At 49.0% G+C, this 14,152-nt stretch carries 17 protein-coding genes; 11 read left to right on the top strand and 6 right to left on the bottom strand.

All coding sequences use genetic code 11. The features are described 5' to 3' along the window. Positions 1–21 precede the first annotated feature (21 nt). The 3 genes from fabG (at position 22) to ACGHTT_RS14335 (ending at position 2,663) form a co-directional block, all read left to right on the top strand. The gene (gene fabG, locus ACGHTT_RS14345; protein ID WP_390591505.1) at positions 22–747 is read left to right on the top strand and encodes a 3-oxoacyl-ACP reductase FabG; all 726 of its coding nucleotides are present in this window, start codon (positions 22–24) and stop codon (positions 745–747) included. Next, a complete protein-coding gene (locus ACGHTT_RS14340; RefSeq protein WP_390591503.1) occupies positions 747–1,970 on the top strand; it encodes a beta-ketoacyl-ACP synthase in 1,224 nt (407 codons plus the stop codon). The genes fabG and ACGHTT_RS14340 overlap by 1 nt, the downstream gene beginning before the upstream one ends. A gap of 108 nt (positions 1,971–2,078) precedes the next feature. Beyond that, complete coding sequence (locus ACGHTT_RS14335) at positions 2,079–2,663, top strand: YceI family protein (RefSeq protein ID WP_390591502.1); 585 nt, start codon at positions 2,079–2,081, stop codon at positions 2,661–2,663. 95 nt (positions 2,664–2,758) lie between these two features. Here ACGHTT_RS14335 and ACGHTT_RS14330 read toward each other — a convergent pair whose 3' ends face one another. From ACGHTT_RS14330 to ACGHTT_RS14310, 5 genes are all read right to left on the bottom strand, one after another. Next, positions 2,759–3,112 (bottom strand): hypothetical protein, encoded by a 354-nt coding sequence (locus ACGHTT_RS14330; RefSeq protein WP_390591500.1) that lies wholly within the window; start codon positions 3,110–3,112, stop codon positions 2,759–2,761. Between the two features lie 19 nt (positions 3,113–3,131). After that, positions 3,132–4,019: a metallophosphoesterase gene (locus ACGHTT_RS14325; protein ID WP_390591499.1), complete on the bottom strand. Its 888-nt coding sequence runs from the start codon at positions 4,017–4,019 to the stop codon at positions 3,132–3,134. Positions 4,020–4,228: 209 nt separating this feature from the next. Then, positions 4,229–5,569 (bottom strand): class II 3-deoxy-7-phosphoheptulonate synthase, encoded by a 1,341-nt coding sequence (locus tag ACGHTT_RS14320; protein ID WP_390591497.1) that lies wholly within the window; start codon positions 5,567–5,569, stop codon positions 4,229–4,231. Positions 5,570–5,578: 9 nt separating this feature from the next. Next, on the bottom strand, positions 5,579–6,775 hold the full coding sequence (locus tag ACGHTT_RS14315) for an aromatic amino acid transaminase (RefSeq protein WP_390591496.1): 1,197 nt from the start codon (positions 6,773–6,775) through the stop codon (positions 5,579–5,581). Next, positions 6,768–7,274 carry a MarR family winged helix-turn-helix transcriptional regulator gene (locus ACGHTT_RS14310; RefSeq protein ID WP_290265313.1) on the bottom strand — a complete coding sequence of 169 codons (507 nt, stop codon included), beginning with the start codon at positions 7,272–7,274 and terminating at the stop codon, positions 6,768–6,770. The genes ACGHTT_RS14315 and ACGHTT_RS14310 overlap by 8 nt, the downstream gene beginning before the upstream one ends. A gap of 241 nt (positions 7,275–7,515) precedes the next feature. Here ACGHTT_RS14310 and ACGHTT_RS14305 point away from each other — a divergent pair, with 241 nt between their 5' ends. The 5 genes from ACGHTT_RS14305 to ACGHTT_RS14285 all read left to right on the top strand — a co-directional run bounded on the left by ACGHTT_RS14305 (position 7,516) and on the right by ACGHTT_RS14285 (position 11,827). After that, on the top strand, positions 7,516–8,181 hold the full coding sequence (locus ACGHTT_RS14305; protein ID WP_390591495.1) for a nitroreductase family protein: 666 nt from the start codon (positions 7,516–7,518) through the stop codon (positions 8,179–8,181). 23 nt (positions 8,182–8,204) lie between these two features. After that, the gene (locus tag ACGHTT_RS14300) at positions 8,205–8,996 is read left to right on the top strand and encodes a tryptophan 2,3-dioxygenase (protein WP_390591493.1); all 792 of its coding nucleotides are present in this window, start codon (positions 8,205–8,207) and stop codon (positions 8,994–8,996) included. A gap of 180 nt (positions 8,997–9,176) precedes the next feature. Further along, positions 9,177–10,367 carry an aminotransferase class V-fold PLP-dependent enzyme gene (locus tag ACGHTT_RS14295; RefSeq protein ID WP_390591492.1) on the top strand — a complete coding sequence of 397 codons (1,191 nt, stop codon included), beginning with the start codon at positions 9,177–9,179 and terminating at the stop codon, positions 10,365–10,367. A gap of 411 nt (positions 10,368–10,778) precedes the next feature. After that, positions 10,779–11,285 (top strand): AHH domain-containing protein, encoded by a 507-nt coding sequence (locus tag ACGHTT_RS14290; protein WP_390591491.1) that lies wholly within the window; start codon positions 10,779–10,781, stop codon positions 11,283–11,285. Then, positions 11,285–11,827, top strand: a complete 543-nt coding sequence (locus tag ACGHTT_RS14285; RefSeq protein ID WP_390591490.1) for an imm11 family protein — start codon at positions 11,285–11,287, stop codon at positions 11,825–11,827. Before ACGHTT_RS14290 ends, ACGHTT_RS14285 begins: the two co-directional genes overlap by 1 nt. A 167-nt stretch (positions 11,828–11,994) precedes the next feature. Here the strand turns inward: ACGHTT_RS14285 and ACGHTT_RS14280 are convergent, their stop codons facing one another. Continuing rightward, positions 11,995–12,180, bottom strand: coding sequence for a hypothetical protein (locus tag ACGHTT_RS14280; RefSeq protein WP_390591487.1), 186 nt, complete (start codon positions 12,178–12,180; stop codon positions 11,995–11,997). A gap of 359 nt (positions 12,181–12,539) precedes the next feature. Here ACGHTT_RS14280 and ACGHTT_RS14275 point away from each other — a divergent pair, with 359 nt between their 5' ends. The 3 genes from ACGHTT_RS14275 to ACGHTT_RS14265 all read left to right on the top strand — a co-directional run bounded on the left by ACGHTT_RS14275 (position 12,540) and on the right by ACGHTT_RS14265 (position 14,124). Next, positions 12,540–12,914 (top strand): hypothetical protein, encoded by a 375-nt coding sequence (locus ACGHTT_RS14275; protein ID WP_390591485.1) that lies wholly within the window; start codon positions 12,540–12,542, stop codon positions 12,912–12,914. Positions 12,915–13,285: 371 nt separating this feature from the next. After that, entirely contained in the window at positions 13,286–13,657 is a 372-nt protein-coding gene (locus tag ACGHTT_RS14270) for a DUF4288 domain-containing protein (protein WP_390591486.1), read from the top strand. 92 nt (positions 13,658–13,749) lie between these two features. After that, a complete protein-coding gene (locus ACGHTT_RS14265) occupies positions 13,750–14,124 on the top strand; it encodes a hypothetical protein (protein WP_390591485.1) in 375 nt (124 codons plus the stop codon). The last annotated feature ends 28 nt before the right edge of the window (positions 14,125–14,152 follow it).

Below are 14,152 nucleotides of genomic sequence, written 5' to 3'. Positions count from 1 at the left end.
AGCGCTTTCGAGTGAGGAAAAATGACAGATACAATTTTAGTCACTGGCTCCAGCCGCGGCATTGGCGCCGCCATTGCAGAGCGCTTGGCAAGAGATGGCTTTGATATTGTTTTGCATTGTCGGTCAGGTATCGACGCGGCTCAGCAAGTGCAACAAAACATCGAAGCTCTGGGGCGCAATGTGCGCATCATTCAATTTGATATTGCCAATCGCGAACAGGCGCGCACGGTGTTGCTCGCGGATATTGAGCAGCACGGTACTTACTATGGTGTGGTGTGTAATGCCGGCATCACGCGAGATACTGCTTTCCCGGCGATGAGCGGAGACGATTGGGACAGTGTCATCCACACCAACCTCGATGGCTTTTACAATGTTTTGCAGCCTCTTTCTATGCCTTTGGTACGTCGACGTAAAGCCGGCCGTATTGTGGTTATGTCATCGGTATCGGGTGTGATGGGCAACCGCGGTCAAGTCAATTACTCGGCGGCGAAAGCGGGTTTGATTGGCGCAACGAAAGCGTTGGCGTTAGAGCTAGCAAAGCGAAAAATAACGGTAAATTGCGTAGCGCCAGGTCTCATTGAAACCGAAATGGTCAGCGAGGAATTAGCCGAGCAGGCGCTAAAAATGATTCCCGCCCAGCGCCTAGGTCAGGTGCAAGAAGTAGCGGCAGCGGTGGCATTTTTGATGTCTGAAGACGCGGGCTATATTACCCGCCAAGTCATTTCTGTAAATGGTGGATTGTGTTAATGAAACGCGTAGTTGTAACAGGTTTGCAGGCCATTACGCCTATCGGCGATAGCTGGGAAAGTGTGAGTGAAAATTTGCGCGCAGGTAATACTGGTATTCGCTACATGCAGGATTGGGATCAATACCAAGGTCTCAATACGCGCTTAGGCGGCCCTGCTAATTTTGAAACACCTGGGCACTACAATCGAAAAACCTTGCGCAGCATGGGTCGCATCGCGGTAATGGCCACCTACGCTACCGAGCTTGCTTTGACGCAAGCGGGTTTGCTGGACGACCCAGATATTAAAACCGGCGCCATGGGTGTGGCCTATGGTTCGTCATCGGGCAGCACTAACGCCTTTGTGGATTTTGGTCGCATGCTGATCGAAAAAGACACCGGCGGTTTGAACGCAAATTCTTATATTAAAATGATGGCGCACACGGCGCCGGTTAATGTCGGCGTGCATTTTGGCTTGAAGGGCCGCGTTTACACCACCTCCAGTGCCTGCACCTCGGGTAGCCAAGGTATTGGTTACGCCTTTGAAGCCGTTCGCTCGGGCCAGCAGCGCTATATGGTTGCAGGCGGTGCTGAAGAATTGTGCGCAACCCAAGCAGCTGTATTCGATACGTTGTTTGCCACCAGCGTGAAAAATGCAACACCGCATTTGTCGCCTCGGCCGTTCGATCGCGACCGCGACGGTCTTGTGATCGGCGAGGGCGCCGGCACATTAATTTTAGAAGACCTAGCGTCTGCGCAAGCGCGGGGTGCAAAAATTTACGCGGAAGTGGTGGGCTTTGGCACCAATTCCGATGGCACCCATGTGACCCAACCGAATTCGGAAACCATGGAAATCGCCATGCGCTTAGCGCTGGATAACGCCGGCTTAAAGCCACAAGATATTGGCTATATTTCCGCCCACGGTACAGCCACTGATCGCGGCGATGTGGCTGAATCTCATGCGACTTTCCGTGTGTTCGGCGATCAAGTGCCCATCAGTTCCATGAAAAGTTTTACTGGTCATACCCTTGGTGCCTGTGGCGGCATAGAAGCCTGGGCGGCTATTCAGCAAATGAACGAAAACTGGTTTCATCACACCCAAAATTTGGACAATCCAGATCCGGAATGTGCAGCCTTAGATTACATCCAAGCTAAGGCGCGCCAGAAAGAATGTGAGTATGTGATGTCGAACAACTTTGCCTTTGGGGGCATTAATACCTCGCTCATTTTCAAGCGTTGGGTTTAGCACGGTCGTTTTATTCAAGCGAAAAGACTTAACGCCTCGAATGAGTCAGTGGTATAACACTTAGCTACTAACGTTCCATGGTTTGTCTTATCGGTCAGGAGGCCTGTTATGAAATGGATTATTAATGCGTTGTGTGTGTTGGCGATGGGTGTCAGCGTTAACTGTTTGGCTGATTGGAGCTTAGCGCCTGCTCAATCCCAGTTACAGTTGGTATCGGTAAAAAATGCGGCTATCGCGGAAGTTCATCAATTTACCAAGCTAAACGGTAGCGTCGATGCCAAGGGGCAGGTATCTGTCCTCATCGACCTCGCCAGTATCGAAACGCACATCCCCATTCGCAATGAGCGGATGCAAACGATGTTGTTTGATACGGCTAATTTTGCCACGGCGAGCATCAGTACCAAGGTCGATATGGCGACAGTAAATGGCTTGAAAGTGGGCGAGTCTATGTCTTTGGTGTTGCCTTGTTTAGTGCAGCTACATGGCAAAGAGAAAACCCTTGAAGTCACCGTTAGTGTTGTCGCCTTAGCGCAGGGGCAGCTTCAGGTGTCATCGGTCAAGCCTGTCATCTTAGCGCTGGCCGATTTTGAATTGATTCAAGGCGTGCAGGCGCTACAGGAAATCGCCAAATTAAATTCTATCGCTGCACAAGTGCCGGTGACCTTCAACCTGCGCTTCGCTAAAGCACACTAATTTGTTTTTCGCACCCTTGTCAGTTGCCTTTGAATAGCAACTGGCAATGCGGTGAGTTAGTCATTCATATTGGTTTGACGTTGAACAAATACGTATTAGCGCGGCTTAATGGTTGCGTGCAAGCTGCAAGAAAGTGACAAGCCTTGTTCGGTTTTTAGGGTTTTAGTTTCTTGCTGTTTAATCGAAATTCTCTTCTTCGAGGCCGCGGTTGCCATGGCCTCTACATAATGTAAGCAGGTTTGTCCGGCTTGTTGCTCCGATTGACCTGGCTCGAGCATCATCGAATGCGAATACTTTCTTTCTTCTGTGCCATCTTTTTTATGCTTGATGAGTTGGTACAGGTCTTTCCCCGCTTCTACGCTGTCGCTCACCACATGCTCAGGTTTAATTTCCAGTTTTACGCAGGCCGATAGTATTAAGCCGGACAGTAAGATAATGCATTTTTTCACAATCAATTCTCTTGGAGTTTTAAGGAGTATCAGGTGCTGAACTCAGTAGCGTTAATACAGAGATTTCTGGCGGCACTAAAAAACGCACGGGTAAAATGCTGGTGCCAATACCGGGGCTAACAAATAGCTGTTTGGTGGTTAGTGTACCTTGTTCTGCAACAGTGCCAATAGCGTAGGTTTCACCGTAGGCCGATGGCACAATGGGCCGGCCAATAAAAGGCAGATACACCTGCCCACCGTGAGTGTGGCCAGCGATGGTGAGTGTTACCTGTTCGTGTATCAACGGGAATATATCCGGGTTATGGGTGAATGCAAGGGTCGGCTGTGTGGTGTCGATACCGATCAATGCCTTGTCGATGTCGTGCGCACCCTCCCAATAGTCGCTGATGCCAACGAGATTAAATTGGCATTGAGAGGGCGTGTCGTTTTCTGCTGAGTTGATAGTTGTGTGAATAAGTTGGTTGGCATCCTCCAATAACCTAATGCCCTTAGTTTCCACAGCCGCTGCCACGCGAGTTGGGTCTAACCACCAGTCGTGATTGCCTAGCACCGCGTAAACGCCGGCGCTTGCTGTCAACTTCGCGAGTAGCTGAGCGGCGTCTTCCGGCGCGACAAAGGAACCGCCAAGCACACCCTGAATGACATAGTCGCCGGCCAACAAAATCAGATCGGGATGGGCTTGATTCGTTAACTCGACAATTTGTTGTAGCTTGTCCAGGCCGTTAAACGGAGAGCCCACATGTAAATCGGCGAGCACGGCGAGACGTAAACCATCACAATTACTTGGCCATTGGTTGGGAGTTAGTTCGTGCTCTACGATGCGAATAGACGCAGGTTCCAACCAGAAAGCCCAGCTGGCTAGAAAGCTGCACACTAATGCCGCTGCAAGGCTAATTTTTGTTTTCATTGTCATGGTATTGATGAATGCAACTTGAGCAGAGGCACTAAAAGCGGCTGTACCATTGTCTAAAAAAAGCCCGGAAACCGATGGTTTGCCGGGCTTTCGTGGTTTTATTCGCAGTCTTCTATCTCGCGACCTTTAGCGGTCTGTTTCTATACGCTAGTGGTCTGTTTCTATACGCTAGTGGCCTATTACAATGCGCCAGCGGCTTCTTGCTATACGCGCAATCGCTCGGCGATGCAAAAGGCCATTTCCAATACTTGATCGCCATTAAGACGCGGATCGCATTGGGTACGGTAACAATTGGCGAGATCGTCGTCACTTATTTTGTAGGCGCCGCCGGTGCACTCGGTCACGTGTTGGCCAGTCATTTCTAAATGAATACCGCCAGGTTCTTGGCCTTCGGCGCGCAGTGCGGCGAAGAACTGATTGATCTCAGTGAGAATATCATCGAAAGAGCGGGTTTTATAACCGCTACTGGCTTTTACCGTATTGCCGTGCATGGGGTCTGAAGACCAAACTACTTTTCGGCCTTCCGCTTTTACCCGGCGGGCTAAGCGCGGCAATTTATCGCCCAGGGTGTTAGCGCCCATGCGGGTAATTAAGGTTAAGCGGCCGGCTTGGTTGTCGGGGTTGAGCGCATCGATTAACTGTATGAGCTCGTCCTCATTCATGCTCGGGCCAACTTTCACGCCGATGGGGTTGTGAATGCCACGGAAAAACTCGATGTGTGCCTCGTCGAGTTTACGGGTGCGTTCGCCAATCCAAAGCATGTGTGCTGAACAGTTATACCAGTCGCCGGTGAGGCTATCTTTGCGCGTTAAGGCTTGCTCATAATTTAACAGCAAAGCCTCATGCGAGGTGTACAAATGGGTTGCGTGTAAGGGCGGTGTGTTATTGGAATCCACACCGCACACGGCCATAAAGGCCAGTGCGTCTTGAATGCGCTCGGCAATATCCAAATAGCGATCGCGCAGCGGGCTGGCCTCAGCGAAATCTAAATTCCACTGGTTGACTTTATGTAAGTCGGCCAAGCCGCCGGTGGCAAAGGCGCGCACCAAATTTAATGTGGCGGTGGATTGATGGTAGGCCTGCAGCATGCGCTGTGGGTCGGGCAGGCGCGCGCTTTCGGTAAAATCTAACTGGTTAATGATATCGCCGCGATAGGCCGGCAGGGTGACACCGTTGAGGGTTTCGGTATCGGCCGAGCGCGGTTTGGCAAATTGCCCGGCCATGCGCGCTACTTTTATCACCGGCTTGCGGCCGGAGTAGGTGAGAACCACTGCCATCTGTAGCAACACTTTAAAGGTGTCGCGAATGCTGGTGGCGGAAAAATCCGCAAAGCTTTCGGCACAGTCGCCGCCCTGCAGCAAAAATGCTTTACCGTCACAAGCGCGACCCAATTGTTCGCGCAAATCTCTGGCTTCTTGTGCAAACACCAACGGTGGCATTTTTGCCAGCTGTGCTTCGGCCGCTAGCAGTGCGGCCGAGTCTGGATAGGTGGGTTGCTGGCGAATCGGAAATTCGCGCCAGCTATCGGGGCTCCAAGGTTTCATGCAGTGTCCTTACTTTTTTAATACAGCCACTATGGACTCGGCCAAGTAGTCTACATTAGCGAGGCTAATGCCGGCGATGTTTATGCGGCTGGAGTCCACTAAGTAGATGCTGTAGTCCTGCACCAAACTTTGCACTTGGGCCTTGTTGATACCTAAGAAGGAAAACATACCCGATTGCTGTTCGATAAAACTGAAATCGCCAGGCGCGCCTTTTTCTATCAGCTTTTTATTTAACAGTGCGCGCAACGCCTTAATACGATCGCGCATTTCTGCCAGTTCTTTATGCCATTCGGCGGTCAGTGTTTCGCTGCCTAAAATAGTCTCGACGATAGCGCTGCCGTGGTTGGGTGGCATCGAATACATGCCGCGTACCACGCTGAACAAATTACTTTGACCTTTGTCGGCATCAGCAGCGGAGGCGTACATGATGGATAAGGCGCCGGCGCGTTCGCGGTATAAGCCGAAATTTTTTGAACAGGAGCTAGAGACAATTAACTCTGGCACTGTGTCGGCCATTAAGCGCACGCCGTAGGCATCCTGATCTAAACCTTGGCCGAAGCCTTGGTAGGCCATGTCGATAAAGGGCGTAAAACCATTCTTTAACGCGAGTTGTGCCACCGCTTGCCACTGAGCTTGGTTGAGGTCGGCACCGCAAGGGTTGTGGCAGCAGCCGTGCAGCAATACTAAGTCGCCTTTCCCTACTTTCGACAAGGTATCCACCATGGCGTCGAAATTGACGCTCTTGCTGGCGTGGTCGTAATAGGGGTAGGTTTTAATGGCGAGGCCGGCATTACCGAGCAGGGGAATATGGTTGGCCCACGTTGGGTCTGATACCCAAACGGTGGCAGTTGGGTTGGCTTTTTTAATCAGTTCAGCGGCATCGCGCAGCGAGCCACAGCCGCCTGGGGTTTGAATGGTGCGCACGCGATTGGCCGTGACCGCGGCGTGGTCGGCACCAAAAATGAGGTTCTGCAATAGGGTATTGGCAGCGGCCGACCCCGGTGGGCCGATATAGACCTTGGTGTTCTCGGTGTTGAAGTAGGCTTGCTCAGCTTGCTTAACGGCGCGCAATACCGGCGTGTTGCCTTGTTCGTCTTTATATACGCCCACGCCTAGGTCGACTTTGTTGGGGTTAGTGTCGGCCTTGTATGCCGCAGACAAGCCTAAGATTGGGTCGGCGGGTAGCGCGGTTAAACCTTCAAACATCTTGGGTCTCCTGAAGACTGGCGGGATTCACGTTTTGCTTCTCCCATTGATTGACGCGTTTCATTAATTTGTTGGTAATACTTTTCAGAGCCTGCTGATCTTCTTCGCTCAACTGGCTGAGTAAATCTTGTTCATAGCGGCGCGCCAACGGAATGATGCGCTGGTAAATATCCCGACCCTTTTCCGTCAGTGTGAGCAGCGAGCGGCGCCGGTCTTCTTCATCCAGTTCGCGATGAATGCAGGCCATATCGAGCAAACTTGCCACGGCGCGGCTGATCGCGACTTTATCCATGGCGGTGCGGCTTACCAAATCCGCCGCGGTTAAATTATCCTCTAAACCCAGCACCGCCATAACGCGCCACGCTGGAATTGTCAGGTGGAAGCGGCTCGAATAGGCCTCGGCAATGGCATAACTGATACGGTTAGCCAAAATAGAGAGCTTGTAGGGTAGAAAATCAGCCAGCTGTAGCTGGTTGGAATCACTTTTTTGTGTCGTCATGTGGAAAAGCAGCCTTATTGAGGTTGCCAACAGAGGTGCATAATGGTTTCATGTGTAACCTTATCTTGCAAGCGTTCAGGTGAGTTTGCCGGCGATTAGATGCCGCGCGCTTCGAAAACATTCGAAACAACCCATTCTGATCTACGTTACAAGGCTGCTTGGCCAAAGCCTTAGCAGCAAGATCGTCATAAAAAGACGCACGTTCTGTGAAACGATGCCAATAATAATTTTAGGAGCCAGCATGGCGGAAGACGCGTTTATTCCCTTGCAGTATCAGCGCCTGCCCGAGAGCACTATGTGCCAACAAGCAGACGCATTCTATCAGAGGATGCGTACTCGGCGCAGCGTGCGTGAATTTTCTTCTGAGCCAGTGCCGATGGCCGTCATCCACAGTGCCTTGCAAGCGGCAGGTACCGCGCCCAGCGGCGCCAATAAGCAGCCTTGGCACTTCGCCGTGGTGACCGATGCCACGGTGAAGCGGCAAATTCGCCTAGCGGCGGAAGCCGAGGAGCGCGAGTTTTACCAGCGCCGTGCCAGCGAGGCGTGGCTGGCCGATTTAGCGCCCTTGGGTACCGATGCCGACAAACCGTTTCTTGAGACTGCGCCCTGTTTGATCGGTATCTTTTTACAGAAATTCAATCCGGGTGACGATGGCGGCAAACATAAAAATTATTACACCAGTGAATCTGTCGGTATTGCCACGGGGATGTTGATTAGTGCCCTACATATGGCCGGCCTTGCCACCTTAACCCATACGCCAAGTCCGATGAAATTTCTCAACAGCATTCTCAAGCGTCCAGACGACGAGCGACCCTACATTCTGTTAGTGGTTGGCTACCCAGCCGAAGGCGTGAAGGTGCCCAATATTTCTAAATTCCCGCTGCAGCACACCAGCAGCTTTTTCTAATTTGATTGATAAGCGAGACGGATATGGCGTTATCTTACGGTGACTATTTAAAGGTAGATGAACTGATTAGCTTGCAGCAGCCTCTGTCTAAGGGCCCCAATGGCCCGGAGCACGATGAGTTGCTGTTTATCACTATCCATCAAGCCTATGAACTTTGGTTTAAGCAATTGCTCCATGAAATTGATCACCTGACAATGTTATTTGCCGAAGATGAAAAATTTCGCTGCTTGCACACGCTAAAACGTATTCGCACTATCTTTAAAACCCTCGTGCAGCAGGTAGATATCTTAGAAACGCTATCACCGCTTGAGTTTTCTTCGTTTCGTGAATTTCTCGATACCGCCTCCGGCTTCCAATCTTTTCAGTTCCGTGAACTGGAATTTTTATTGGGGGTAAAAAATCCGGCCAAAATGAAGCCTTACCCGGAAGGCAGCAAAGCCTTTATTGGCTTAACCAAACGCTTAAAAGCGCCGAGTTTATGGGATGCCTTCCTGGCCTTTTTATCGCGCCGTGGTTTCGCCGTGCCCTTAGATGTGATGAAGCGCGATGTATCAGAGCCGATAAAATCGGACCCGCAATTACAAGACCTGTTAATCATGATTTATCAAACCGAGCCCTTGCTGTCTGAAATTATGGAGGCGCTGGTTGATATCGACGAAGGTTTGCAGGAGTGGCGCTACCGGCATGTGAAAATGGTGGAGCGCACCATCGGTATGAAGCCGGGCACCGGCGGTTCTAGCGGTGCCGAGTATTTACGCTCCACGCTGTTTGCGCCACTTTATCCCGACCTGTGGAATATCCGCTATCGTTTATAAATAGGGTTGCAGGCTACCAGCCGCAAGCTGCAGGCGGCAAGTCGACAGTTAACAGTTGACAGTTAACTGTTAACAGGAAAGGCGAAGAGCATGGACTGCAAATTAAAAGCGGGATGGTCCGCCCCTACAGACGGTCCGGTGACGCCTCGATAATCAAAGAATGGGAGGGGGCTTTCCTTTATGACGCTGACTATTAAAGATCTCGCTTTATCTTCTAATCCCTTGGCCAAACATTACCAACAATTTCGCGTGGGCGAGCGGCTATTGCTCACGGGGCACTCGCACCAAGCTTGGCCAGATTGCAGTTTTTCGGCGCAAAAGCAGGCCTGGTTAGATGCCGCCCAGCATGTGGATGACAAATGGGCAAAGGCTGGCCATCAGGCCGACCTAGTGAAAGAGGGCTTTGCCCGTTTACTTGGCGATGAAAGTGCCGATATTGCGCTGGGGCAAAATACCCACGAGTTAGTGCTGCGCTTTTTGTCGGCCTTAGACTTAGCCAAAAAACCAAAAATCGTAACCACCGACAGCGAATTTCACACCTTGCGCCGGCAGTTAAACCGCATGGCAGAAGTTGATATTGAATTGGTGGTGGTAGAACAAAAGCCGCACACAACCTTAGGCGAACGTATTGCGCGCGAAGTGGATAGTCGAACCTCAGCAGTGATGTTATCCCACGTGTTTTTTAATTCGGGTTATATCTTTTCTGATTTTGCACCCATTGTGCAGGCCTGTGAAAAGCAGGGCGCCGAATTGCTGGTGGATATGTACCACTCGCTGAATGTTTTGCCTATCGATTTACCAACGCTCGGTTTAGCCAATGCCTACCTCGTGGGCGGTGGTTATAAATATTGTCAGCTCGGCGAGGGCAATTGTTTTCTCCGTGTGCCACCGGGTTGCACGCTTAGGCCGGTGAACACCGGTTGGTATGCAGAATTTTCTTTGTTACATGAACAGCCAGGTAATCTTGTTCACTATGGTGAAGGCGCCGCGCGTTTCGCCGGCTCCACCTACGACCCCACCAGCCACTACCGCGCCGCGGCGGTGTTTGAATTTTTCCAACAGCAGGGGCTGACGCCTGAATTATTGCGCACTATTAGCCAGCATCAAATCGCTGTGCTAGCCACCCGTTTTGACGCACTCAACTTACCCGATGATATTTCGTTGGATCATTCGCTGGCCTTGAGTGATCGTGCAGGTTTTTTAGTGTTGCACACGCCGCAAGCGGCCAAGCTCAGTGAGATTTTACATGCCCTAGGCGTCTATACCGACGCCCGCGGCGACAGCCTACGCTTCGGCCCCGCACCTTATCTTACCGATGCACAATTGCGTGCAGCCATGTCGGCATTGGGCGAGGCTTATCGGCAGCTGTAAATAGTTTACCGGCTGGTGTTTTTCGCGGGTTAGATGGGTAGTGGGTTAATCTCCTTGGGCGTTGAGTGCTAGGTTTCGCCATTTTTTTGCTGGCACCCAATCCTTTGATCGTATCTTGATTTTAATGCTATCGAATGAATTGGTATCTTCTCAACGGCTATTTGGTGGCATGCTAGTATTCGGTTTTATAGAATGACCGTTTTATGGAGTAGTTACTCAGCTAGCCACAACAATATTGCTGGCTGCCACTCTGAGTTCTGATAAAGGGATTTTCCTATGTCGTTTGAGTCGCTCTATGCGTCTATATCTGATAATGCCGATTATCTATACGATGAGCTTTCAAGCATTATTGATGATTAAGAGATCGTGAGGCAGGCTGTAATCTGTTACCAGCAGGGAAAATCTCAGGATTTGATCTTTGCTGAACAAGCTATTTCCAACGGCACGCCTTTCGCGGCTGTCGATAAAATAATCAAATCAAATGTTCGTAAAAGAGCTGGCTCTAGACCTAAGTGGGATGCACGGTTAAGAGCTGCGTTAGTTAAGAGCAAAGGCCTGCCTGATCAAAAATATAGTTACGATGCCCATCACATCGTTGCAAAATGTGATAAGCGAGTAATGCCAGCGGCAGAAATATTAATGGTGCTCGGAATCGATATCGATGATCCTTGTAATGGAGTTTTTTTGCCTAAGGATGAAACCTCAAAAGCAAAGGGTGCAATGAAAGGGACATATACGCATGGTAACATTCATACCAAAGCATACTATGCCAACGTTAATCTAAAAATTGTCACAGCATATGAAAATAACGCGGATAAAGACGAAGTGAAACGCATATTGATTGATATTGCTGAAGAGTTACAGGCAGGCCGTTACCCGGTTAACCGTTATCGGCCCGGTGCAGAGGTGTACGCATAATGACTGCTTTTTTATTGAGTGTTATACCGGAAGGGTTTAAAGAGTTGACCTTGCCAGACGGTGAGACCTTGCTTCAGCATAACTGCCTGAGGTGGGCCGGCGAGTCAAAAATGGCGACCTGGAAGCCCCTACAGCTTATTTGGCTTGAGGTTGATCTGACTGATCACGCAGGTAAAGACGCAGATTTTGTTAAATTCGACGGTTCCATTGTGATCTCTGAGAGAGCCTATCAAACTTTAAAAATGCACACGGCTAGTCGTGTTGAGTACTTGCCAGTGTTCATTGGTGGTGAAACTCGATATATTCTGAATGTTATCAATGTTTTGGATTTAATGGACAAAAGCCGTTCAAAATTTAAGATTTATAGTGATGGCAATTTTGGGCAATGTGAACACGCCTATCTGAATAGGGCGTCTGATGACGAATCGATTTATAAAGTGATTGGATTCATATCAAGAGTTTTTGTCAGTGACCGCCTAAAATCAATCATCGAATCTGAAAGTCTCACCGGTTCATTGATTCGCGAATACAAAAATCCTTGATCTTTTAGTGTTTTGAATCAAACGTGAATTTCGTTTATAGAATACTTTGAGTGAGTACTGGGGCTTACAAATCACAAGATGTCAAATGTACGGCCTGACCCTATCACTGGCACATTGGTCACCGCCAAGTGACTAAGAAACGCTTCTATTCAGCGTTATTTATGTCTTTATGGTGCTTGTTTTTGTGAAATCGAATAAACCGTATTGCCCATTGGATGTAGGTTTTTTTCAGTTGTGTATGCAAGGTTGTGATAACGAATAAAATGCCTTAGCTGGTCTATAAATTTAATAGGCTTTTCAGCAACGCAAACTGGAATATCGTCCATCGCGTCCATCGCGTCCATCGCGCCCATGTTAATTCTCCGAATATGACTTATCTGTATTTATATACAGTGTATTTTGTTCGCGAAGAATTCTACTGGAAACCGATTTTTCAGCAGCATAGGCTTAACTTTTCTCTGGCTACATATACCGGAAATGTGGTAAAAATACGAAAAATCAATAAGATACGGTGACAAGTGAAAGCAATTCTATGAAATATATGCTGCCAAAACTTGGCATGTGTTAAATGGTTTCGCTGGTACGTCGGTGCTTGTCGTAAAAAAATCCAATATTGTTAGTGGCTTATGAAGTTCCATGTCATGCCTAATCATGCTGTGAAAGCAAGCGGCCGCTGCAGAATAAAACTGTTAGCTTAAATGGAAAATTGAGCATGAATTGTTTTACACATAGCGAAGAATGTGCTGTTGCTGTCTGCAAGGCCTGCGGCAAAGCGATCTGTCATGGCTGTACAATTGACCTTGGGCATGCTGTAGCCTGCTCCGATCGCTGTAAAGTTGAAGCGGAAGAACTTCATCAAATGAATGCAAAGGCAAAACGCATATATGGTCTTGGTGGGGCTAAAAAATTGTCTCCATTAGCACCGCTTATATGGTTGCTTATAGCTTCTCCATTTATTTTTCTGCTTATATCTGTCTATATGCGCAAAGGCACTATTGAGTGGTTTGCTCTTATATTTATCGGCGCTTGTATAGTTATTGGTCTCATTAGTTGGCGTAGAAATAGAGCGCTGGAATTAAATTGCTGAGGGTAAGCTAACAAGGCACTTAAACCGACGCGCATACTGCGCGCGCGGTTTAGTACGGCGTTAATGTGCTCTGCGATTTTGTTGTCGGGTTCGTACCGTTTAAAAAGTAAGTGCTGTATTGAAGTCTATCGGTATCAAGGAAAGTGCCGCCCCAAGTAAGAGACCTTTCCAGTATCGCTAGCTAGTTCCGTAACGCCTTCAAGTGTGGCATTCTTGCGGGTAAAATTAATGGTTACGGTTTCGCTTGCGCTCCACAACGTACCCTGTTGTTGGCGCGGCAGATCGCAACTTTAACAAGGGTGGCCAAGAGCGCAGCTATCGCTGCTGGACTCGCTAAACGCTCGCCCTTGCCACCGGCGTTAAGTGTCATCATGGATAAGAATATCTCGCCAGTCGGCTGGTACATTGGAACATACCTATCTAGATTCATCGAAATTGAAGATAAACAAAATGATGATCCTGAAGCACGGTTCGCAACATGGGAAAATACGGTTATTGTTAAAGCTCTTACTCTTGAAGAAGCTTTCACAAAAATAGAGAAAATTGGAATCGATCACGCAGAACCATATAAAGGCGGAGAAACTGGCGTTCTCGTCCAATGGGAGTATCTCGGCATAATTGATCTACTTCCAATTTATGAAGAATTAGGGGATGGCTCGGAGGTTATGTGGGCTTCCAACCACCCCAAGAAACTTAAGAATCTCAAGGCAATTGTCAAAGATGTCAGTGCATTCAGAGAGTAAACACTTAACAAAGCAAGGCAGCAGGGGCCTTCGGCCGGGACGCGCTAACGCGCACCCCTGCTTGCGGCGTTAGCTTAAATGGAAAATTGAGCATGAATTGTTTTACACATAGCGAAGAATGTGCTGTTGCTGTCTGCAAGGCCTGCGGCAAAGCGATCTGTCATGGCTGTACAATTGACCTTGGGCATGCTGTAGCCTGCTCCGATCGCTGTAAAGTTGAAGCGGAAGAACTTCATCAAATGAATGCAAAGGCAAAACGCATATATGGTCTTGGTGGGGCTAAAAAATTGTCTCCATTAGCACCGCTTATATGGTTGCTTATAGCTTCTCCATTTATTTTTCTGCTTATATCTGTCTATATGCGCAAAGGCACTATTGAGTGGTTTGCTCTTATATTTATCGGCGCTTGTATAGTTATTGGTCTCATTAGTTGGCGTAGAAATAGAGCGCTGGAATTAAATTGCTGAGGGTAAGCTAACAAGGCACTTAAACCGA

The organism is Simiduia litorea, from assembly GCF_042853465.1.
GTDB lineage: Bacteria > Pseudomonadota > Gammaproteobacteria > Pseudomonadales > Cellvibrionaceae > Simiduia > Simiduia litorea.
This window is presented reverse-complemented; position numbering and strand designations above follow the sequence as displayed.

Bases quoted from the DNA above. Each gene is read 5' to 3' on its own strand.
- ACGHTT_RS14315 (WP_390591496.1), bottom strand. From the start codon at position 6,775: ATGTTTGAAGGTTTAACCGCGCTACCCGCCGACCCAATCTTAGGCTTG.
- ACGHTT_RS14275 (WP_390591485.1), top strand. From the start codon at position 12,540: ATGAATTGTTTTACACATAGCGAAGAATGTGCTGTTGCTGTCTGCAAG.
- ACGHTT_RS14280 (WP_390591487.1), bottom strand. From the start codon at position 12,180: ATGGGCGCGATGGACGCGATGGACGCGATGGACGATATTCCAGTTTGC.
- ACGHTT_RS14305 (WP_390591495.1), top strand. From the start codon at position 7,516: ATGGCGGAAGACGCGTTTATTCCCTTGCAGTATCAGCGCCTGCCCGAG.
- ACGHTT_RS14285 (WP_390591490.1), top strand. From the start codon at position 11,285: ATGACTGCTTTTTTATTGAGTGTTATACCGGAAGGGTTTAAAGAGTTG.
- ACGHTT_RS14325 (WP_390591499.1), bottom strand. From the start codon at position 4,019: ATGAAAACAAAAATTAGCCTTGCAGCGGCATTAGTGTGCAGCTTTCTA.
- fabG (WP_390591505.1), top strand. From the start codon at position 22: ATGACAGATACAATTTTAGTCACTGGCTCCAGCCGCGGCATTGGCGCC.
- ACGHTT_RS14320 (WP_390591497.1), bottom strand. From the start codon at position 5,569: ATGAAACCTTGGAGCCCCGATAGCTGGCGCGAATTTCCGATTCGCCAG.
- ACGHTT_RS14270 (WP_390591486.1), top strand. From the start codon at position 13,286: ATGGATAAGAATATCTCGCCAGTCGGCTGGTACATTGGAACATACCTA.
- ACGHTT_RS14300 (WP_390591493.1), top strand. From the start codon at position 8,205: ATGGCGTTATCTTACGGTGACTATTTAAAGGTAGATGAACTGATTAGC.
- ACGHTT_RS14295 (WP_390591492.1), top strand. From the start codon at position 9,177: ATGACGCTGACTATTAAAGATCTCGCTTTATCTTCTAATCCCTTGGCC.
- ACGHTT_RS14335 (WP_390591502.1), top strand. From the start codon at position 2,079: ATGAAATGGATTATTAATGCGTTGTGTGTGTTGGCGATGGGTGTCAGC.
- ACGHTT_RS14265 (WP_390591485.1), top strand. From the start codon at position 13,750: ATGAATTGTTTTACACATAGCGAAGAATGTGCTGTTGCTGTCTGCAAG.
- ACGHTT_RS14340 (WP_390591503.1), top strand. From the start codon at position 747: ATGAAACGCGTAGTTGTAACAGGTTTGCAGGCCATTACGCCTATCGGC.
- ACGHTT_RS14310 (WP_290265313.1), bottom strand. From the start codon at position 7,274: ATGACGACACAAAAAAGTGATTCCAACCAGCTACAGCTGGCTGATTTT.